Below are 20,282 nucleotides of genomic sequence, written 5' to 3' on the forward strand. Positions count from 1 at the left end.
CGCACCGGGCGGGCCGGGCGGGGCGTTGTCAGCTGTGCGGCGCGGTACACCGTTCGCAGCGTCGTCAACGCACGGGCCCCGCCGTCCCTCCTGTTGATGGCCGGGGCCTTGCGGCCCGGCCCGTGGGGGCCGCGGGATCGCGCGTGAGCGGACGGCGCGGGCGGTCCGCGCGTCAGGGCCCGGGCCATCTCCCCTTCGCCCGAACCCCGTTGATCGCGACGACGCCGCTCACGGCGTTTGCCGGCCCGGAGCGAACTCCGGCCGGCCATCGCCCGCCGGAGGACCGGTCGGACTTCACCCCGCCACTGGGTCCGCGGGCCCCGCCGTCGGAGAATGGGCCGCACTACAACAACCGGATGGCGGGTGCTCTGATCGTGGTGAACGCGGTGATGGATCTCTTCCAGTGCGTCCAGAGGTACTGCGCGGGCAGCCCGGCCGGGGCGGTGGGGGTCTGATGCGTGTCCTGGTCACCGGCGCCGCGGGCCACATCGGCGGGCATGTGCTCGACGAACTCCTCGGCGCGGGCCACGACGTGGTCGCCACCGACCTCGTACCCGTCGAGGACCCGCGCCCGGAGCGCGTGCACACCGGAGACCTCCGGGACGCGGAGCTTGTCGCCCGGGCCATGGAGGGTGCCGAGGCCGTCGTGCACCTGGGAGCGATCCCGCACCCCCATCTGCCCGACGCGGGGGCGCTGTTCGCCAACAACTGCCTCACCGCGTACCGGGTGCTGGACGAGGCGGGCCGCACAGGGGTGCGCCGGGTGGTCGCCGCCTCCAGTCTGTCCGCGCTCGGATTCGCCTGGGCGCCCACCCCGCAGTCCCCGAGCCATGTGCCCGTCGACGAGGAACACCCCCTCGTCGTCCAGGACCCCTACGGGCTGTCGAAGGTCGTGCTGGAGGAGATCGCGCGCGCCACCCACCGGCGTTACGGCACCGGCATCGTGTGCATGCGCTTCCCGTTCGTCGGGGCGGGCGAGCGCCTCGCGGACCACCTCGCCGCTGTCGCGGCCGACCCCGGTGGCCGGCACTCCGCCGAGCTGTGGGGCTGGCTCGACACCAGGGACGCCGCGGAGGCCGTACGGCACGCCCTGGAGGCGGATATCCACGGCTGCCACGTCGTCAACGTCGCCGCGAAGGACACCTCGTCCCCGGTGCCCACCGCCGAGCTCCTGACCCGGCACCACCCCGGTGTCCCGGCGCTCACCGAACTCCCCGGGCACGCGGGCCTGTTCGACGTCAGTGCCTGCGCCGAGCTGATCGGCTTCACCGCGCGGCGCGGGTGGCGCGAAGCGTAAGGCCGCGTCGCCGCACGGGGCCACGGCCCGCCGGAGGCACGCGAGGATCCGGCCCTGCGCCCGTCGGAAGGCGGGACGGCCGTGGAGCTTTGGCGCAGGCACGTGGCCAGGACCGGGTGCCCCGGCCGCCGCGTCCGGGAGCGGCCGGGGGCCGCGTTACGCTCGGACTCCCGCCGTATCCCGCCCGCAGGAAGGACCCCGCCGTATGGACCCGCAGACCGGCCCGCTCACCTACCGCGACGCCACGCCGGCCGACGTGGACGCCCTGGTCGATCTGGTGCAGTCCGCCTACCGCGGCGATGCGAGCCGGGGCGGCTGGACCACCGAGGCGGACATCCTCGAAGGGCAGCGGACCGACCCGCGGGGTGTCCTCGACGTGATCGAGGCGCCGGACAGCCGCCTGATCGTCGCGGAGCGCGACGGAGGCATCGTCGCCTGCTGCCAGCTGGAGGACCGGGGCGAGGCCGCCGCCTACTTCGGCATGTTCGCGGTGCGTCCCGGCCTGCAGGGAGCGGGTGTCGGCCGGCGGGTCATCACCGACGTGGAGCGCATCGCCCGTGACGAACTGGGCGCGCGCGAGATGCAGATGACGGTCATCTCCGTACGGGAGGAGCTGATCGCCTGGTACGAGCGGCGCGGTTACCGGCGCACGGGCGTGATGACGCCCTTCCCGTACGGGGACGAGCGGTTCGGCAAGCCCACCAGGGACGATCTGCGCTTCGAGCTGCTCGTCAAGGGGCTCACCGACGCCGCGCCGCTCTCCGACGCCGCGACGGAGGGCCGGCCGAGCCCGGCGGACGCGTTCCCCGCGAACCGCTGAGCGACGGCGCGTCGCCGGTGAAGCGCTGACGGGGAGCCCCGCCCGGCGGGCGCGGCCCCGCTCGCGTCGTGGCGGGGACGCGGGCCCCGCCGGGTCCAGGCCCTGGGGCGGCGGTCACGGCCGGGCCCGCCGCGAGGCACGGACCGTTCTCCGAACCTCATGCCCGATGCCCGATGCCCGATGCGCGGGGCCCGGTGCCCGGGCCCGATGCGCCCGGTGCCGTCAGGCGCCGGTGCGGGTGGCCTCGCGGATCTCCGGCCGGTCCGTGGTCACCCCGTCCAGCCGGAACGCCCGCGCGAGCCGCAGGTGGTCCTCCGTGTTGACGACCCAGCCGAGCACCCGCAGCCCCTCGGCGTGCGCGCGCTCCACCACCTCCAGGGTCAGCCGCCGGATGTTGAGTGCGAGGGTCGCGACGCCCGCGGCCTTCGCCCGGTCGACGATGTCCCCGCCCCAGCGGCTCGCGATCAGCACCGTCCGCACGCCGGGCACCAGCCGGGCGATCTCGGCGACCGCCTCGTCGTGGAACGAGGACACCTCCACCCGCTCCACCAGAGAACGCTCGTGCATCACCGCCGCCAGCGCCCGCGCCGCCGCGGCGTCCTTGATCTCGGCCTGGATCGGCGAGGCGACAGCGTCCAGCACCTCCTCGAAGACGGGCACGCGCTCGCCGCCGCCGGCGTCCAGTTCCTTCAGTTCGGCGAGGGTCAGCTCCGCGATCGGGCCGCTCCCGTCCGTGGTGCGGTCCACGGCCGTGTCGTGCATGACGACGAGTGCGCCGTCCTTGCTGAGGTGGAGGTCCAGTTCGATCGCGTCCATCCCCGCCCGCTCGGCGTGCCGGAACGACCGCAGGGTGTTCTCGGGCTCGACGCCCATCACACCCCGGTGACCAATCGTGGGGATCGTCAAGGCTCTCTCGCTTCCGTCGAGGGTGCCGCGCCCCGCTCCGGCCGGGGCCGCGTGATCGGCAGCCTAACGGGCACATGCCCTTTGTTCGATCGTTTCCGCTCGCAGGCCCCCGAATGAACGCCTCTGCGGCCCCGCAGGCCGCAAAATCCACGGCGAGAAGGGGGGTCGGGCAGGATAATTTGCGAGGCTGGCCTTGTGGTGGAGAACCGTTCACTTATACGCTGTCTTTACGCGAGGTTCTCCCGTGGAGGAAGTGACATGACGGAAATTCTTGTGCCGGGCACCGCCCAGACGACCACATCCGACGCAGCGAGGGTGGTCGATCACCCGGCGTGGCCCGAACTCAAGAGCGCCGTCGAAGAGATCAGGCCCTGGCAGTCCAAGGACGGCTCCATCGACTTCGACGCCGAGGGCGCCCCCGCCCGGGAGGCCGCCGAGACGGCACTCCAGCGTGTCGTGGCGGCCGTCGAGCGGCTCTCGCCGCTCCTGCCGCACGACGCCGCGTACCACCGGGCGCTCGTCGCCGACCTGCGCAAGTGGGCCGACGGCGCGTTCGACGTGCCGGACTTCCTCGACTCCCTGCTCGCCTTCCAGCCCGCGGCGCACCGCGCCGACGGCCTGCAGCACCTCGCGGTCTTCCCCATGTACACGCAGAACGGCAACCCCGACCGCAACCTCGAAGCCGTGGTGCTGCGCATGGTCTGGCCCGAGTGGCTGGCCGAGCTGGAGCGCACCCGCTACGACAACCCGCTGTTCTGCGGGATCACCTTCGAGGGCTTCACGGCCGGCTACGACACGAACTCCGCGGTGTTCTTCCCGGAGACGATCGCCGTGCGCGAGGTCCCCGACCGCTTCAGCTGGGGCGGCATCTTCTGCGACCGTGAGGCCGCCCGCTTCCGCCGCGTGTCCACCGCGGCCGTCGACCTGCTCGGCATCGAGCTGCCGGACGACGTGCGCGCCATGCTCTCGGACCAGGAGCGCTGCATGCAGGCGTTCGTCCTGTGGGACATGGTCCACGACCGTACGCACAGCCATGGCGACCTGCCGTTCGACCCCTTCATGATCAAGCAGCGCCAGCCGTTCTGGATGTACGGCCTGGAGGAGCTGCGCTGCGACCTCAACGCGTTCCGCGAGGCGGTCGCCCTGGAGGCAGAGGGCCTCCCGCAGGGACGCGACGTGCAGATCGCGGTCCTCTTCGACCGGCTGTTCCGCTTCCCCGTCACCGGTTCGCGCGTCAAGAACTACGACGGTCTCGGCGGCCAGCTCCTCTTCGCGTACCTGCACAAGCACGACGTCGTGCGCTGGACGGACAACACACTGCGCATCGACTGGGACCGCGCCCCCGAGGTCACCAAGATGCTGTGCACCGAGATCGAGGACCTGTACCGCGCCGGCATCGACCGCCCCAAGCTGGTCCACTGGTTCGCCGCGTACGAGCTGGTCTCCACGTACCTCTCCCCGCACCCCGGCTCGCGCTGGAACAAGGGTCCCGACGCGCTCGACCTCACCCAGCCGCCGCGCAAACTCGTCGACGAGGTGCTGCCGGACGAGTTTCCGCTCAGCATGTTCTACGAGGCCCTCTCCAAGAAGCTGAAGAACGTGGTGGCGTCCACGAGGGGCATCACGGCAACGACGCCGGAGCACGACACGGCCGGCCAGGACGAGCGGGCCGCCGCGTGAGCGACGGCGCCCGGGCGGCGGCGGACAGCGGCACGGACGGCGAGAACCAGGGGAGCGCGCGATGACCAGCGAGAGCACACCGGCCGGCGAGAACGCGGGCCCGGCGGCGGAGAGCGTCGACGCTCCGCACGTCCCCTCACTCGACGGCACGGTGATCGCGGTCGCGGGGGCGGCGGGTCCCGCGGGGCGCGCCGCCGTGCTGCGGCTCGCGGTCGCCGGCGCGACGGTGGTGGCGGCGGACGCCGACCAAAAACGCCTCGACGAGGTCGTCGAGGCCGCCGCGTACGCGGGCAGCACCAAGGTCACCGGCGCGACGGTGGACCTGCTCGACGCCGCAGCGACCCGCGCCTGGGCCGAGCGCGTCGAGAAGGAGCACGGCGGTGTCGACGGCCTTGTCCACCTCGTGGGCGGCTGGCGCGGCGCCGCGTCCTTCGCCGAGAGCGACCTCGCCGACTGGGACCTGCTGGACAAACTCCTCATCCGAACCGTCCAGCACACCAGCCTCGCCTTCCACGACGGCCTCCTGCGCAGTGGCAGAGGACGGTTCGCCCTGGTCAGCGCCTCGGGCGCGACCAAGCCCACGGCGGGAAACGCGGCCTACGGCGCGGCCAAGGCCGCCGCTGAGGCCTGGACGCTGGCCCTTGGCGACTCCTTCCGCAGGGCCGCCAAGGCGGGGGGCGACGCCGAGCCGCGCGCGGCGGCTGCGATCCTGGTGATCAAGGCACTGGTGCACGACGCGCTGCGCGCCGAGCGCCCGGATGCGAAGTTCGCGGGCTACACGGACGTCAGGGATCTGGCCGAGGCCATCGCCGGGCTCTGGGACCGGCCCGCACAGGAAGTGAATGGACACCGTCTGTGGCTGACGCCCGAACCGAATCGACCCTGAACCCGGCGACGGCGGGCGGCACCGACGCCCGCCGGCACCACGACCCCGCGGTGCGGGGCTTCGCCAGCGACAACTACGCCGGCGCCCACCCGGAGGTCCTCGCGGCCCTCACCCTCGCCAACGGCGGCCACCAGGTCGCCTACGGCGAGGACGACTACACCGCCCACCTCCAGGACCTCGTGCGCGGCCACTTCGGCCCGGCGGCGGAGACCTTCCCGGTCTTCAACGGCACCGGCTCCAACGTCGTCGCCCTGCAGTCCATGGTGGACCGGTGGGGCGGTGTCATCTGCGCCGAGAGCGCCCACATCAACACCGACGAGGGCGGCGCCCCCGAACGGGTCGGCGCGCTCAAGCTCCTCACGGTGCCGACGCCCGACGGCAAGCTCACCCCCGCGCTCGTGGACCGGCAGGCGTTCGGCTTCGACGACGAGCACCGCGCCATGCCGCAGGTCGTGTCGATCACCCAGTCCACCGAGTACGGCACGCTCTACACGCCCGACGAGATCAGGGCGCTGTGCGCGCACGCCCATGAGCGCGGCATGACGGTCCACCTCGACGGCGCCCGCATCGCCAACGCCGCCGCCGCACTCGGTGTACCGGTCCGGGAGTTCACCACCGACGCGGGCGTGGACGTCGTCTCCTTCGGCGGCACGAAGAACGGCATGGTCTTCGGCGAGGCCGTCATCGTGCTCAACCCGGACGCGGCGCGGGCCGTGAAGCGACTGCGCAAGCTGTCGCTGCAGCTGCCCTCCAAGATGCGGTTCGTCTCCGTGCAGTTGGAGGCGCTGCTCGCCGGCGATCTCTGGCTGCGCGGTGCGCGGCACGCCAACGCGATGGCGCAGCGCCTCGCGGACGGGGTGCGGGCCGTGGACGGGGTGGAGATCATCTACCCGGTGCAGGCCAACGGCGTCTTCGCGCGACTGCCGCACGACGTGGCCCTGCGGCTGCAGAAGCAGTTCCGGTTCTACTTCTGGGACGAGGCCGCCTGCGAGGTCCGCTGGATGTGTTCCTTCGATACCAGTGAGGACGACATCGACGCGTTCGTGCGGGCGATCACCGAGGAGATGGCCCGCGAGGCCTGATCCGGCTCGACCGCGTCCCGCCGTGCCCGCGGGCGGCCCGTCCGCGGGCACGGCGGGACGCGTCGGCAGCACCTCGGGGCCCTCCCGTGGCGGGCCGACGCCCGCGTCCCGCCACCGGGCCCCCGGCGCGGTGTGCGGGGCGTACGCAGGACACGTGGGGAACGCACGCACGCGGCACGAAAGCCATGACAGGGGGGCGGCGGACCACTCGGTCCGCCGCCCCCCTGCCATGCCGTGCCGCTGTCATGCCGTGCCGCGCGGGCGATCCTCCCGGCGGCGCCCGCTCAGGCGCCGGCTTCGCGCACCTCGGCGGCGGTCGGCGCGGTGCCGCCCAGATGGGCGGGCAGCCACCATGTGTCGCCCGCGTCCTTGGGACGGCCGGGGTAGGCGCGCTGCGCCGCCTCCAGCATCTCCTGGACGCGCTCCCGCAGCCGTCGGGTGATCGGCCCCGCGTACTGGCCCTCGGGCGCCTCCAGACGCTCACCCACGCGCACGGTCACCGGAATGTGGCTGCGCCGGAAGTTGCGGGGCCTGCCCTTGGTCCAGATTCGCTGGGAGCCCCACAGCCCCATCGGGATCAGCGGCACCCCTGCCTCCTGCGCCATGCGCACCGCGCCGGTCTTGAAGCTCTTGAGCGTGAACGACGGCGAGATGGTGGACTCGGGGAAGATCCCGATGATCTCGCCGGCCCGCAGACACGCCAGCGCGTCCGCGTACGCCTTCTCGCCCTGGTCACGGTCGACGGGGATGTGTTTCATGCCGCGCATCAGCGGGCCCGACACCCTGTGCCGGAAGACCGAGTCCTTCGCCATGAAGCGCACGAGGCGCTTCTGCGGCAGCGCGGTCAGACCCGCGAAGACGAAGTCGAGGTAGCTGATGTGATTGCTGACCAGGACGGCGCCGCCGGTACGCGGGATGTTTTCGCTGCCCTCCAGGTCGATCTTCACATCCAGCGCAGCGAAAACCGACCGGACGAAGCCGATGACCGGCCGATAGACGAGCTCTGGCATGTGGTGGGACCCTTCATTCTTCGGCATGTCGGCCCGATCGTGCCCGATGTGCGGGGTCATGACCAGCCTCCTCGGTGGCGGGGCGGGAGATACTTGTCACGTCCGCCCCATGACTGCCCCCTACACGGAATAATCGCAGGCCGCGTGCGCGCTGCGGTGCGGTGGGTAGGTATCTGCCGTCCGGGTGGGCCGGGCGGCGATCAGCTTCGGGCGGGAGGCCACGGTGGACGGGCAGCACGGCGTACGGGCGCTCGGCGCCGCCGAGCTCGGCGCCGGGCTGGGGGAGCGGGCCACCCTCGTGCACTTCTCCAGCGCCTTCTGCCGCCCCTGTGTCGCGACGCGGCGCACCCTCGCCGAGGTCGCGGACATGGTCGACGGTGTGCGGCACGTGGAGGTCGACGCGGAGCGCAACCTCGCCCTCGTGCGGGAGCTGGAGGTGCGGTCCACCCCGACCGTGCTGGTGCTCGACGCCCGGGGCCGTATCGTCCGCCGGGCGGTGGGTCTGCCCCGCCGGGTCGATGTGATCGCCGCGATCGGCGAGGCCGTCAGGTGAGCGCCGCGTACGGTCTCGGCGCGCCGCGCGCGGAACAGCGGCCCGCCTCCGGGGAGCTTCTGAGAGCGGTCTTCCGGCGGCACGCGGCCGGCGTCGCCGTGATCACGGCGCACCGCTCGGGACGGCCCGTGGGATTCACCGCCACCTCCCTCACCTCGGTGGCCGCCGACCCCCCGATGGTCTCCTTCGGTGTGTCCTCCACGTCGTCGTGCTGGCCGGTGCTCGCCGAGACCACGTACGTCGGCGTGCATGTCCTCGGCGAGCACCAGCGCGAACTGGCGGCGACCTTCGCGCGCAGCGGCGCTGACCGCTTCGCCCCGCCGACCTCCTGGCGCCCGGGGCCCGAGGGGGTGCCGCTGCTCGACGGTGTGCTCGCCTGGCTGGTGTGCCGGGTGGAGGCCCGGGTGCCCGCGGGCGACCACCGGATCGTCGTCGCACGCGTCGTGACGGGGGATCCGGCCGGCTCGGGTACCCCGCTGCTGTACCACCAGGGCGGCTTCCACAGCCTCGGTCCTGTACGCGACTGAGGTCACAGTCACCAGTGCTTGCCCAGCGGGAACGAGGTGGGTGAGCATGGCTCGTACTGGCGAGTAATATTTACGCCGTGGCGGCCGGTCGCCGAGGCCGGACCACGGTGTGAACGGGCGCCTATGGTTGTCTTCAACCAAGGCAGCCCGTTAAGGACGACGGACAGACGTGCAAGGGAGCTGGCGTGAGCTTGAGGATCGTTGTCTGTGTGAAGTACGTGCCCGACGCCGCCGGCGACCGGCATTTCGCGGACGACCTCACGGTCGACCGCGAGGATGCGGACGGTCTGCTGTCGGAGCTGGACGAGTATGCCGTCGAGCAGGCGCTGCAGATCGCCGATGATGCCGACGACGCCGAGATCACCGTGGTGACGGTCGGTCCCGAGGATGCCAAGGACGCGCTGCGCAAGGCCCTTTCGATGGGTGCGGACAAGGCCGTCCACGTCGAGGACGACGACCTGCACGGCACCGACGTGGTCGGTACCTCGCTGGTCCTCGCCAAGGCGATCGAGAAGACCGGCTACGACCTCGTCGTGTGCGGCATGGCCTCCACCGACGGCACCATGGGCGTCCTGCCCGCGATGCTCGCGGAGCGCCTGGGCGTCCCGCAGGTGACGCTGCTGTCCGAGGTTTCCGTCGAGGGCGGCACCGTCAAGGGCCGCAGGGACGGCGACGCGGCCACCGAGCGGCTTGAAGCCTCGCTGCCCGCCGTCGTGTCGGTGACGGACCAGTCGGGCGAGGCCCGCTACCCGTCCTTCAAGGGCATCATGGCGGCGAAGAAGAAGCCGGTCGAGTCGCTGGACCTGGGCGACCTCGACATCGACGCGGACGAGGTCGGTCTCGGCGGCGCCTGGACCGCCGTCGACGCGGTGACCGAGCGCCCCGCCCGCACGCAGGGCACGATCGTCAAGGACGAGGGCGAGGGCGGCAAGCAGCTCGCTGCCTACCTGGCGGAGCAGAAGTTCATCTGACCCCGCCCCGTGGCCGCCGGGCCCACTGTCCGGCGCCGCGGTCCCCACGCGCCCACCAGCCCCCGTACTTCACTTTCGCAGGAGAGCAGTCCCATGGCTGAAGTTCTCGTCTATGTCGACCACGTGGACGGTGCCGTCCGCAAGCCCACCCTCGAACTGCTGACGCTGGCCCGCCGCCTCGGCGAGCCCGTCGCCCTCGCGCTGGGTGCCGGCGCCGAGGCCACCGCCGCGACGCTGGGCGAGCACGGTGCGGTACGCGTTCTGACCGCCGACGCCCCCGAGTTCACCGACTACCTCGTCGTGCCGAAGGTGGACGCGCTGCAGGCCGCGTACGACAGTGTGTCGCCCGTGGCCGTGCTGCTGCCCTCGTCGGGCGAGGCCAAGGAGATCGCCGCGCGGCTCGCCGTGCGCATCGGCTCCGGCCTGATCACGGACGCCGTCGACCTGGAGGCAGGCGACCAGGGCCCGGTGGCCACCCAGTCCGCCTTCGCCGCCGCGTACTCCACCAAGTCCCGTATCTCCAAGGGGACTCCGGTCATCACCGTGAAGCCGAACTCGGCCCCGGTCGAGCCGTCGGCGGCCGCCGGTACGGTCGAGGCGCTGGCGGTGTCCTTCGGCGACACCGCCACCGGCACCAAGGTCGTCTCGCGGGAGCCCCGCGAGTCGACGGGCCGCCCGGAGCTGACGGAGGCCGCCATCGTGGTCTCCGGCGGCCGCGGTGTGAACGGCGCGGAGAACTTCGCGGTCATCGAGGCGCTCGCCGACTCGCTCGGCGCGGCCGTCGGCGCCTCGCGCGCCGCCGTGGACGCCGGCTGGTACCCGCACTCCAACCAGGTCGGCCAGACCGGCAAGTCGGTCTCCCCGCAGCTCTACATCGCCTCCGGCATCTCGGGCGCGATCCAGCACCGGGCCGGCATGCAGACCTCGAAGACGATCGTGGCCGTCAACAAGGACGCCGAGGCGCCGATCTTCGACCTGGTCGACTTCGGCATCGTCGGCGACCTGTTCGCCGTCGTGCCGCAGCTGACCGACGAGGTCAAGGCCCGCAAGGGCTGACCGTTTCGCCGATCCCAGGGGCCCGGGGCCGCGCGGTGCACGTACCGCGCGGTCCCGGGCCCCTGTCGTGCGCGGGCGCACCGTTGACGGGTGCGCCCGCCGCGCACTACCGTCGGAGCGTTGTTCAACAGAATGTTGAAGTCGGGCGCGGCGGCGACACAGGGAGCGGGTTCATGGCACAGCAGGCGGAGCACGTCGTCACCAGCCTTCCGGACACCGTGCGCGGGGAGATCGACACCGCCCTCGCACCCGTCGACGCGGAACTCGCCCACCGCTACCCCGGCGACCCCGGCACCCGCAGGCCCGTGCACACCGTCTACGTGCCCGCCGACGTGCTCACGGCCGCCACACCGCGCGCATGGGGCGACGCCGCGCTGGCCGCGCTCGACGAACACGCCCCGGACGCCGACGCGTTCGCGCGCGCCGTCGGCCTTGGCGAGGACCTCGCGCAGCCGGTGTACGACCGCGTCCGGGCCAAACTCGCCCGCGAACCCGTCGAGGACCTGCGCGTCGACTTCGAGGACGGCTACGGCACCCGGGCCGACGCCGAGGAGGACCAGGCCGCCGCCCGCGCCGCGCGCCTCGTCCAGGAGGCGTACGGCACGGGCGGGGCCGCGCCGTGGACGGGCATCCGGATGAAGTGCCTGGAGGCGCCGGTACGCGACCGGGCCCTGCGCACCCTCGACATCTTCCTCAGCGGGCTGATGGCGGCCGGCGCGCTGCCCGACGGCCTGTGCCTCACCCTGCCCAAGGTGACCTACCCCGAACAGGTCACCGCGATGGCGCGTGTCCTCGCCGCCTTCGAGGAGGCCCACGGACTCCCCGCGCGCCGGCTCGGGTTCGAGATCCAGATCGAGACCAGCCAGTCCATCCTGGCCGCCGACGGCACCGCCACCGTCGCCCGGATGATCCACGCGGCGGACGGCCGCGCCACCGGGCTCCACTACGGCACCTTCGACTACAGCGCCTGCCTCGGCGTCAGCGCAGCCGACCAGTCGAGCGACCACCCCGCCGCCGACCACGCCAAGGCGGTCATGCAGGTGGCCGCCGCGGGCACCGGCGTCCGGGTCTGCGACGGCTCCACCAACGTCCTGCCCGTCGGCACCCGCGCCCAGGTCCACGAGGCCTGGCGGCTGCACTACGAACTGACCCGGCGCGCGCTGTCCCGGGCGTACTACCAGGGCTGGGACATGCACCCCGGCCACCTGCCCACCCGGTACGCGGCCGTGTTCGCCTTCTACCGCGAGGGCATGGCGGCCGCCGCCGCGCGGCTCGCGGCCTACGCCGCGCGCACGACGGGCGGTGTGCTGGACGAACCCGCCACCGCGAAGGCCCTCAGCGGCCACCTGCTGCGCGGCCTGGACTGCGGGGCGCTCGACCTCGCCGAGGTCACGACGGCGACCGGGCTGGACCGCGCCCGTCTGGAGGGTTACGCGGCACCCCGGCGCGGCGACCTCACCGGCGTGGCGCCCTGAGCAAGGGGCCGCGCCGCCGGGCGCCAGGGCTCGAACGCTCAGTCGGACGGCGTCAGTTCGCCCGATCCGCGGGTGATCAGCCGGGTCGGCAGCACCACTCTCGACGGCGCTTCGGCCGCGCCGTCAAGGCGCTGGAACAGCCGCTCCGCCGCCGTGCGCCCGAGGGCCGCCGCGTCCTGTGCGACCACCGTCACGCCCGGGTCGAGCAGGTCGGCGAGCTCGATGTCGTCGAAGCCGACCAGTGCCACCGAACGGGAGCGCCCCGCCAGTACCCGTACGGCCGTCACCGTCACACGGTTGTTGCCCGCGAAGATCGCGGTGACGGGGTCGGGGGCGTCGAGCATCGTCACGACCGCCTCCCGTACCCGGTCGGGGTCGGTGGTGCCGAGCGAGATCCAGCCGGGCTCGATGACGAGACCCGCGTCCGCCATCGCCGCACGGTAGCCGCGCAGCCGTTCGGCGGCGGTGTGGATGGTCGACTGGTCGCCGATGAAACCGATCCGGCGGTGTCCGTGTTCCACCAGGTGCGTGGTGCCCGAGCGGGAGCCGCCGAAGCTGTCGGACAGCACGGTGTCCACGTCGATCCGGCCGGCCGGGCGGTCCACGAAGACCGTGGCGACGCCCGCTTTGATCTCCGGCTCCAGATAGCGGTGGTCGTGCCCCGCGGGCACCAGGATCAGGCCGTCGACCCGGCGCGCGCACAGGGCGAGCACCAGTTCCTGCTCGCGCTCGGGATCCTCGGCGCTCGACCCGTTGATGAGCAGCGCGCCGTGTGCGCGGGCGACCTCCTCGACCGCGCGGTTCAGCGGCCCGTAGAAGGGGTCGGCCAGGTCCTCGATCACCAGTCCGATGCTCGCGGTGCGGCCCTTGCGCAGCACCCGCGCGGAGTCGTTGCGCCGGAAGCCCAGCGCCTCGATGGCCTCCTGCACACGCCGCTCGGTGTCGGGGGTGACACCGGGCTCGCCGTTGACGACGCGGGACACCGTCTTGAGTCCCACACCGGCGCGGGCCGCGACATCCTTCATGGTGGGCCTGGTGCCGTAGCGCGGTTCAGGGCGGGGTCGGCGGGAGGATTCGGCCACAGTGTGCTGTCCTGTCGTCGGGTCGGTTTGCCTTGAACGGCTGTGGCGACGAGCATAGGCCCTGGACAACGTTGTCAGGTGAATGGAGACTGTTCACCTGAGTTTGCAGGTCTACCCCCGTCCCCCAAGCGGCGGGACCCGTATCGATCCCTGGAGACCACACACCGATGCATACCGACCACGTCGCCGCGCTCGACATCGGCGGCACCAAGATCGCCGGCGCGTTGGTGGACGGCCAGGGCGGCATCCTCGTGCGCGCGCAGCGGCCGACCCCCGCGACGGAGAGCGGCGAGCGGATCATGGGCGCGGTCGAGGAGGTCTTCCACGAGCTGATGGCCCACCCGCTCTGGGGCAGGGCCACGGCGGTCGGTATCGGCAGCGCGGGCCCCGTCGACGCGGCGGCGGGCACCGTCAGCCCCGTCAACGTGCCGGGCTGGCGCGGCTTCCCCCTCGTCGAGCGGGTGCGCGCGGTCGCGGGCGGCCTGCCGGTGACCCTCGTCGGTGACGGCGTCGCCATCGCGGCGGCCGAGCACTGGCAGGGCGCGGCACGCGGCCACGACAACGCGCTGTGCATGGTGGTCTCCACCGGCGTCGGGGGCGGACTCATCCTGGGCGGAGCGCTGCACCCCGGCCCGACCGGCAACGCGGGCCACATCGGCCACATCAGCGTCGACCTCGACGGCGACCTCTGCCCGTGCGGCTGCCGGGGCTGCGTGGAGCGGATCGCGAGCGGGCCCAACATCGCACGCTGGGCCGCCGGTGCGGGCTGGCGGCCGGGCCCGGACGGCGACACGACCGCCGCCGCCGTGGCCGCCGCCGCGACGGCCGGGCATCCGATCGCGATCGCCGCGTTCGAACGGGCCGCGCAGGCCCTCGCCGCGGGCATCGCAGCGACCGCCACGCTGGTCGAGATCGACATCGTGGTGATCGGCGGCGGGGTCGGCAAGGCGGGCGACGTGCTGTTCGGCCCGCTGCGCCGCCGGCTGCGTGAGTACGCGACGCTCTCCTTCGTCCAGGGCATCCAGGTCGTGCCCGCGATGACCGGCACGGACGCGGGCCTCGTGGGCGCCGCCGCCGCGACGGGCCTCGGCAGCAGCAGGGACGACGACACGGCGGTGGTCGCCGGCTGAAGCGGCTCGGGGCCGCACCGGTCCCGGCCGCGGAGCCCGGGCCCGGTTTTCGGGCCCCGGCTCCCCGGGCGCGGCTTTCGTGGACCGGGGTCCCGGGCTCGGCCTGTCCGGTTCCCGCGGTGAGGGACCTCGCCGCGGGGGGCCTCGCCGTGCGGACCCCGCCGTACGCATCCCGCGCTACGGATCCCGCCGTACGGACCCCGCCCCACGGACCCCGCCCCACGGACCCCGTCCTACGGATCCCGACGTACGGGCGGTCCGGGCGGCGGTCCGCGACGGCGACACGCTGCTCCGGCTGCTTCAGCCGGTCGTCTGGCACGCCGCTCGGGCGCTGCCGCGGAACGTCACGCACACCCTCGTGCCGCTGCCGAGGTTCCGGGTCGGCCAGGTGTGGATGAGGGCCTTTCCCGAGAGGGTGGCCGTGGCCGTGGACACGAGCCGGCCGCCGAGGTGGAGCGAGACGGTCCTGGACGTCGTCCCGGCGGGCGGGTTGGTCCAGATACCGGTGACCGCGTTCGTGGCGCCCTGGCCGTCGAGCCGTACGCAGATCTGCGGCCCGGAGAAGTCATGGGTGCAGGCGCTGCTGTCGGCGGTCGCGGGCACGGCCGTCACCGACAGCGCGCCGCCCGCCAGTGCCACGACGAGAGCGGCGGGCACGCCTCTCACGCGTCCACCCCGGCGCCGGACGCCCGCCGCGGTACGACCACGAGGAACAGATCGTGGTCGAGGTCCATCACGACCTCGGCCGGGGTCCCCTCGTCACGGCGGGCGCGCGCGAACTCCTCGGCGGGCAGGCTGCCGCGCGGTCCGCCTGCGGGAAACCTCTGCAGCACCGTTCTGGGGGCCCTGCGAGCCCTTGTCACACTTGTCACATCGGTATCCAACGACGCCCCAGGGCAAAGCGTTACGGTGCGCGTTGGTGTGTGAGGTTCGGGCCAAGGGTTTCCGTGGGAGGTAGTTGGGGGGAATCCACTGGGGGTTACGCAGCGGGCAACCGGCTGAGAAAGAGGGGGATCGATCCGTGATCGTATGGATCAACGGAGCGTTCGGAGCGGGCAAGACCTCCGTGGCGCGCGAACTGGTCGACCTGATTCCGAACAGCACCCTGTACGACCCCGACGTGGTCGGCGCGGGACTCGGCCGTCTGCTGCCGCAGAAGCGGCTCGCGGAGGTTGACGACTACCAGGACCTGCCGATCTGGCGGCGGTTGGTGGTCGACGCGGCGGCCGCCCTGCTGGCGGAGGTGGGCGGCGTGCTCGTGGTGCCGATGACCCTGCTGAGACAGGACTACCGCGACGAGATGTTCGGCGGGCTCGCGGCGCGGCGCATACCCGTCCGGCATGTGCTGCTGACGGCGGATGAAACGATCCTGCGCGAGCGGATAGCGCGGCGTGAGGAGTACGGGGACGACCCCGGCCGGGGCAGGAGCACACGGCGCTGGTGCTACGAGCACATCGAGCCCTACCGCTCGGCCCTGGGCGGCTGGCTGGCGCAGGACGCGCACCAGGTCGACACGACGGAGCTGACACCGGGACAGGCGGCGGCGCGGCTCGCGGAGGCCGTCCACACCGGTGCCGCCCCCGTCCGCGACATCGTGATGACGCCGGAACCCACGGGGGAGACCCTCGCGTCCGGCGTGCTGCTCTTCGACGACGCGGGCCGCGTACTGCTGGTCGACCCGACGTACAAGCCGGGCTGGGAGTTCCCGGGCGGCGTCGTGGAGCGCGGCGAGGCACCGGCCCGGGCCGGCATCCGGGAGGTCGCGGAGGAGATCGGCATCGAGCTCGGCGAGGTCCCCCGCCTGCTGGTGGTGGACTGGGAACCGCCCCGGCCGCCCGGCTACGGGGGCCTGCGGCTGCTGTTCGACGGGGGGGTCCTGCCCGCCGGCTCGCGGATCCTGCTGCCGGGTTCGGAGTTGCGGGCCTGGCGCTTCGTCACGGAGGCGGAGGCGGCGGAGCTGCTGCCGCCCGCGCGTTTCGCCCGCCTGCGCTGGGCGCTGCGGGCTCGGGAGCGGGGCGGGGTGCTGAACCTGGAGTCGGGTGTGCCGGTCGGCTGAGGCCCCCTCCGGGGCCTTCCTGGGCGTCGCGTGGGAGCCCGGCCCGGTCGCTGGGCGGACGATCCGGCGGCCGCGGGGGTGCGACCGGGGCTGAACGCCCCTGCGCCGCCGCCGTGTTCGCGCGCGCCGCCGTTGCCGTAGCGCTGCCGTACAGCCGCCCCGGTCCCGCCGTACGCCCTCCCGGCCGCGTCGCCCGGTCGCCGGGCGACCCGTCGGGCGGAGGGCCGGGAGTGGGGTGGGTCGGCCGTCGTCGTCGGTGGCGGACGGGGCGGTCGGGTGGCCGGTACGCGGGGCATGCGCGTACCGATGCCTGGGGACCACGTACGGGACGGGCCGGCACGTGGGCCTCTACGCGGCCGTGCGGGCGGGAGCGGACCACAAGCGGCCGCCCGCACGCTGGTGACCGCCGTGCGGGCCAGGTGACGCGGCCCGCACGGCGGCCGATGCGTCAGGCCTGCCGGGACGCCGTGTACCGGCGCAGGAAGTGGGCCTCCGCCACCGAAAGGCGGCGCATCTCCTCGGGATCCACGCTCTCGTTCACCGCGTGGATGCGGGCCTCCGGCTCGCTCAGGCCGATCAGCAGGATCTCCGCCTGCGGGTACAGGCCCGCCAGCGTGTTCGTCAGGGGGATCGAACCGCCCTGCCCCGCCGTCTGCATCTCCTGGCCCGGGTACGCCACCGCCATCGCCTCGGACATGGCGGTGTACGCGGGACTCGACGTGTCCGCGCTGAACGCCTGGCCCCGGCCCATGTCCTCGATCGCGACCCGTGCGCCCCACGGGACGTGCCGCTCGATGTGGGCCGTCAGCAGCTTCGTGGCCTCCACGGCGTCCTGGCCCGGCGGCACCCGCAGGCTGATCAGCGCACGGGCGCCGGCCTGGACCGACGGGGTCGCGCCGACGACCGGCGGGCAGTCGATGCCGAGCACCGTCACGGCGGGACGGGCCCAGATGCGGTCGCCGACCGAACCGGAGCCGATCAGAGCGACCCCGTCCAGTACCCCGGCGTCGGCCCGAAAATCGGCTTCCTCGTAGGTGAGTCCCGGCCAGTCCGCCTCCGCCGCGAGGCCGTCGACGGTCGTCGAACCGTCCTCGGCGCGCAGCGAGTCCAGCACCCTGACGAGCGCGGCGAGCGCGTCCGGCGCGGCACCGCCGAACTGGCCGGAGTGCAGGTTGCCCGCCAGCGTGTCGACGCGGACGGCGAGCATCGTCATGCCGCGCAGCGTCGCCGTGACCGTGGGGACACCCGCGCGGAAGTTGCCCGTGTCGCCGATCACGACGGCGTCCGCCGCGAGCAGTTCGGGGTGCTGCTCCGCGTACCGTTCGAGCCCGGCCCCGCCCTGCTCCTCGGAGCCCTCGGCGATGAACTTCACCGTCACCGGCACCCCACCGTCGGCCTTGAGCGCGCGGAGCGCGAGCAGGTGCATCAGCACACCGCCCTTGCAGTCGGCCGTGCCGCGCCCGTACCAGCGTCCGTTCCGCTCGGTCAGGGTGAACGGCGGCGAGATCCAGGCCGCCTCGTCCAGCGGCGGCTGTACGTCGTAGTGCGCGTACAGCAGGACCGTCGGTGCGCCCTCCGGGCCGGCGAGCCGGCCGTACACCGACTGGGTGCCGTCCGGCGTGTCCAGCAGCGCGACATCCTCGAAACCCTCCGCGCGCAACGCCTCCGCGATCCAGCCGGCGGCCGCCTCGCACTCGCTCACCGGGTACTGCTCGGGGTCGGCGACCGAGGCGAACGCGACGAGTTCCGCCAGTTCCGCCTTCGCCTTCGGCATGAGGGAAGCGACTGTCTGTGCGATCGGATCGATTTCCGGGATCGGATCCGTGGTCATGGGCACGCTCCTGAGAGATGACACGTTGTACTGGTGGCTGCGGTCGGTTCACATGGGCCGATGGCAGGATGATCCTCCCACAGCGGGTCCGGAGCGCCCGCGCCGTAGGATGCCGTTCGTCAACAGTGCAACACGCCAAGTCGGGAGCAGAAGCACACCGTGAGCAGCGAGAACGCAGACGCCGGCCTGGAGAACGACGAAACGGTCTGGGATGTCGTCGTGGTCGGCGCAGGACCTGGCGGAGCATCCGCGGCCTACGCCGCCGCGGTCGCGGGCCGACGGGTGCTGCTCCTGGACAAGGCGGAGTTCCCCCGTTACAAGACCTGCGGCGGCGGAATCATCGGACCTTCGCGCGACGCACTGCCCCCCGGCTTCGAACTGCCGTTCAAGGACCGGGTGCACGCGGTGACGTTCTCACTGAACGGCCGGCTGACCCGCACGCGCCGTTCCAAGCGCATGCTCTTCGGGCTCATCAACCGTCCCGAGTTCGACGCGGGCCTGGTCGAGCACGCGGAGAAGGCGGGTGCCGTCCTGCGTACGGGCGTCACGGTCTCCCGCGTCGAGCAGCACGGCCCGGCCGTGCCCGACCGCCGCACGGTCGCCGTGGTGCTCAACGACGGCGAGACGGTGCTGGCGCACGCGGTCGTCGGCGCCGACGGCAGTGCCAGCCGGATAGGCGCTCACGTCGGTGTGAAGCTCGACCAGGTCGACCTGGGCCTGGAGGCCGAGATCCCGGTGCCGCCCACGGTCGCCGAGGACTGGAAGGGCCGTATCCACCTCGACTGGGGCCCGCTTCCCGGCAGTTACGGATGGGTGTTCCCCAAGGGCGACACCCTCACCGTCGGCGTGATCTCCGCGCGCGGCGAGGGCGCCGCGACCAAGCGGTACATGGAGGACTTCGTCGCGCGCCTCGGCCTGGCCGGGTTCGAGCCGGCGGTCTCCTCGGGCCACCTGACCCGGTGCCGCGCCGACGACTCCCCGCTCTCCCGCGGCCGGGTCCTGGTCTGCGGTGACGCGGCCGGCCTGCTGGAGCCGTGGACGCGCGAGGGCATCTCGTTCGCACTGCGCTCGGGACGTCTCGCGGGGGAGTGGGCCGTGCGGATCGCGGAGGCCCACGACGCGGTGGACGCGCGCCGCCAGGCGCTGAACTACGCCTTCGCCATCAAGGCGGGCCTCGGTGTGGAGATGGCGATCGGGCGGCGGATGCTCTCCATCTTCGAGCGGCGCCCCGCGGTGATCCACGGTGCGATCACCTCCATCAGGCCCGCGTGGAACGCCTTCGCGGACATCGTGCGCGGCTCCACCACCCTGGCCGGCCTCGTCCGCACGCACCCGCTCGCACGCCGCGCGCTCAACATGATGGACCGCAGGCAGGAGGCGGCCCGTACGACGGACGTGACGGCGGCGCCGGAGCCCGCCGACGGCGAGACGCCGGTCATCGGTGTGCACGAGACGGACGAGCGCAGGGCCGGATCCCCGGAGTGACGCGCCGCGTCTGAGCCGGTCCCGGAGGCGGGACCGGACACGGGACCGAAGGCGGGCCGTCGACGGCCGGGGTGAACGGCCGGTGGACCGCACGACCGGGTGCACGGCGGGAGACCGGGCGACGTCGGACCGGCCGTCGGTGTCGGCCGGCCGGGTGTCGGACGGCCGGGGCGCGGCACGCCCGGCTGCCGGACGGCCGGGGAGTACCGCGCGTGGGATGTCGAGGTGTACCGCCGGGCACCGGCCGCCGGCCGAACGAGGGCGGGCGGATCGCCGTCTCCGGGCGCTGCTTCCCGGGGCCCCGGGCCCGACCGGCGAGCGTGCCCCGGATCGCCGCGCGCCGGGCGAGCCGGAGTGCCCCGGGGTCCGGTTCGCCTGCTCTCCCCGTCCGCCGGGTGCGGCGCCCGTCCGGTCCGGGTCCGCCGGGTCCCGGCG

Annotated in this window: 19 protein-coding genes; 13 read left to right on the plus strand and 6 right to left on the minus strand. The window is 73.3% G+C overall.

The window, feature by feature from the left end; genetic code table 11:
* The first annotated feature begins 454 nt into the window (after window positions 1-454).
* Both OG310_RS31285 and OG310_RS31290 read left to right on the plus strand, forming a co-directional pair.
* Complete coding sequence (locus tag OG310_RS31285; protein ID WP_329459196.1) at window positions 455-1,297, plus strand: NAD-dependent epimerase/dehydratase family protein; 843 nt, start codon at window positions 455-457, stop codon at window positions 1,295-1,297.
* 205 nt (window positions 1,298-1,502) lie between these two features.
* Window positions 1,503-2,117 (plus strand): GNAT family N-acetyltransferase, encoded by a 615-nt coding sequence (locus tag OG310_RS31290; protein WP_329459197.1) that lies wholly within the window; start codon window positions 1,503-1,505, stop codon window positions 2,115-2,117.
* A 222-nt stretch (window positions 2,118-2,339) separates the two neighbouring features.
* On the opposite strand, the gene OG310_RS31295 is transcribed toward OG310_RS31290, so the two are convergent.
* Window positions 2,340-2,990: a glycerophosphodiester phosphodiesterase gene (locus tag OG310_RS31295; RefSeq protein ID WP_329460475.1), complete on the minus strand. Its 651-nt coding sequence runs from the start codon at window positions 2,988-2,990 to the stop codon at window positions 2,340-2,342.
* A 291-nt stretch (window positions 2,991-3,281) separates the two neighbouring features.
* Here OG310_RS31295 and OG310_RS31300 point away from each other — a divergent pair, with 291 nt between their 5' ends.
* The 3 genes from OG310_RS31300 (at window position 3,282) to OG310_RS31310 (ending at window position 6,671) form a co-directional block, all read left to right on the plus strand.
* Window positions 3,282-4,703, plus strand: coding sequence for a DUF6421 family protein (locus OG310_RS31300; RefSeq protein ID WP_329459198.1), 1,422 nt, complete (start codon window positions 3,282-3,284; stop codon window positions 4,701-4,703).
* A gap of 61 nt (window positions 4,704-4,764) precedes the next feature.
* Entirely contained in the window at window positions 4,765-5,589 is an 825-nt protein-coding gene (locus tag OG310_RS31305; protein WP_329459199.1) for an SDR family NAD(P)-dependent oxidoreductase, read from the plus strand.
* Window positions 5,586-6,671 (plus strand): threonine aldolase family protein, encoded by a 1,086-nt coding sequence (locus tag OG310_RS31310; protein WP_329460476.1) that lies wholly within the window; start codon window positions 5,586-5,588, stop codon window positions 6,669-6,671. The genes OG310_RS31305 and OG310_RS31310 overlap by 4 nt, the downstream gene beginning before the upstream one ends.
* 284 nt (window positions 6,672-6,955) lie before the next feature.
* Here OG310_RS31310 and OG310_RS31315 read toward each other — a convergent pair whose 3' ends face one another.
* The gene (locus OG310_RS31315; RefSeq protein ID WP_329460477.1) at window positions 6,956-7,681 is read right to left on the minus strand and encodes a lysophospholipid acyltransferase family protein; all 726 of its coding nucleotides are present in this window, start codon (window positions 7,679-7,681) and stop codon (window positions 6,956-6,958) included.
* A 223-nt stretch (window positions 7,682-7,904) separates the two neighbouring features.
* On the opposite strand from OG310_RS31315, the gene OG310_RS31320 reads away from it, so the two are divergent.
* The 5 genes from OG310_RS31320 to OG310_RS31340 all read left to right on the plus strand — a co-directional run bounded on the left by OG310_RS31320 (window position 7,905) and on the right by OG310_RS31340 (window position 12,263).
* A complete protein-coding gene (locus OG310_RS31320; protein WP_329459200.1) occupies window positions 7,905-8,234 on the plus strand; it encodes a thioredoxin family protein in 330 nt (109 codons plus the stop codon).
* On the plus strand, window positions 8,231-8,761 hold the full coding sequence (locus OG310_RS31325; protein WP_329459201.1) for a flavin reductase family protein: 531 nt from the start codon (window positions 8,231-8,233) through the stop codon (window positions 8,759-8,761). The genes OG310_RS31320 and OG310_RS31325 overlap by 4 nt, the downstream gene beginning before the upstream one ends.
* A 185-nt stretch (window positions 8,762-8,946) precedes the next feature.
* On the plus strand, window positions 8,947-9,732 hold the full coding sequence (locus OG310_RS31330) for an electron transfer flavoprotein subunit beta/FixA family protein (RefSeq protein ID WP_329459202.1): 786 nt from the start codon (window positions 8,947-8,949) through the stop codon (window positions 9,730-9,732).
* 93 nt (window positions 9,733-9,825) lie between these two features.
* The gene (locus tag OG310_RS31335; protein WP_329459203.1) at window positions 9,826-10,788 is read left to right on the plus strand and encodes an electron transfer flavoprotein subunit alpha/FixB family protein; all 963 of its coding nucleotides are present in this window, start codon (window positions 9,826-9,828) and stop codon (window positions 10,786-10,788) included.
* Between the two features lie 173 nt (window positions 10,789-10,961).
* Window positions 10,962-12,263 (plus strand): DUF6986 family protein, encoded by a 1,302-nt coding sequence (locus OG310_RS31340; protein WP_329459204.1) that lies wholly within the window; start codon window positions 10,962-10,964, stop codon window positions 12,261-12,263.
* A 38-nt stretch (window positions 12,264-12,301) separates the two neighbouring features.
* Here the strand turns inward: OG310_RS31340 and OG310_RS31345 are convergent, their stop codons facing one another.
* Window positions 12,302-13,288, minus strand: coding sequence for a LacI family DNA-binding transcriptional regulator (locus tag OG310_RS31345; RefSeq protein ID WP_329459205.1), 987 nt, complete (start codon window positions 13,286-13,288; stop codon window positions 12,302-12,304).
* Between the two features lie 224 nt (window positions 13,289-13,512).
* On the opposite strand from OG310_RS31345, the gene OG310_RS31350 reads away from it, so the two are divergent.
* Entirely contained in the window at window positions 13,513-14,475 is a 963-nt protein-coding gene (locus OG310_RS31350) for an ROK family protein (RefSeq protein ID WP_329459206.1), read from the plus strand.
* 300 nt (window positions 14,476-14,775) lie between these two features.
* Here OG310_RS31350 and OG310_RS31355 read toward each other — a convergent pair whose 3' ends face one another.
* The gene (locus tag OG310_RS31355) at window positions 14,776-15,141 is read right to left on the minus strand and encodes a hypothetical protein (protein WP_329459207.1); all 366 of its coding nucleotides are present in this window, start codon (window positions 15,139-15,141) and stop codon (window positions 14,776-14,778) included.
* The gene (locus tag OG310_RS31360) at window positions 15,138-15,308 is read right to left on the minus strand and encodes a hypothetical protein (protein WP_329459208.1); all 171 of its coding nucleotides are present in this window, start codon (window positions 15,306-15,308) and stop codon (window positions 15,138-15,140) included. The genes OG310_RS31355 and OG310_RS31360 overlap by 4 nt, the downstream gene beginning before the upstream one ends.
* A gap of 188 nt (window positions 15,309-15,496) precedes the next feature.
* On the opposite strand from OG310_RS31360, the gene OG310_RS31365 reads away from it, so the two are divergent.
* On the plus strand, window positions 15,497-16,531 hold the full coding sequence (locus OG310_RS31365) for an NUDIX hydrolase (protein WP_329459209.1): 1,035 nt from the start codon (window positions 15,497-15,499) through the stop codon (window positions 16,529-16,531).
* 448 nt (window positions 16,532-16,979) lie between these two features.
* Here OG310_RS31365 and OG310_RS31370 read toward each other — a convergent pair whose 3' ends face one another.
* Window positions 16,980-18,362, minus strand: coding sequence for a dipeptidase (locus OG310_RS31370; protein ID WP_329459210.1), 1,383 nt, complete (start codon window positions 18,360-18,362; stop codon window positions 16,980-16,982).
* Between the two features lie 159 nt (window positions 18,363-18,521).
* Here OG310_RS31370 and OG310_RS31375 point away from each other — a divergent pair, with 159 nt between their 5' ends.
* On the plus strand, window positions 18,522-19,847 hold the full coding sequence (locus OG310_RS31375) for a geranylgeranyl reductase family protein (protein ID WP_329459211.1): 1,326 nt from the start codon (window positions 18,522-18,524) through the stop codon (window positions 19,845-19,847).
* Window positions 19,848-20,282 lie beyond the last annotated feature (435 nt).

This window comes from Streptomyces sp. NBC_01497 (genome assembly GCF_036250695.1).
GTDB lineage: Bacteria > Actinomycetota > Actinomycetes > Streptomycetales > Streptomycetaceae > Streptomyces.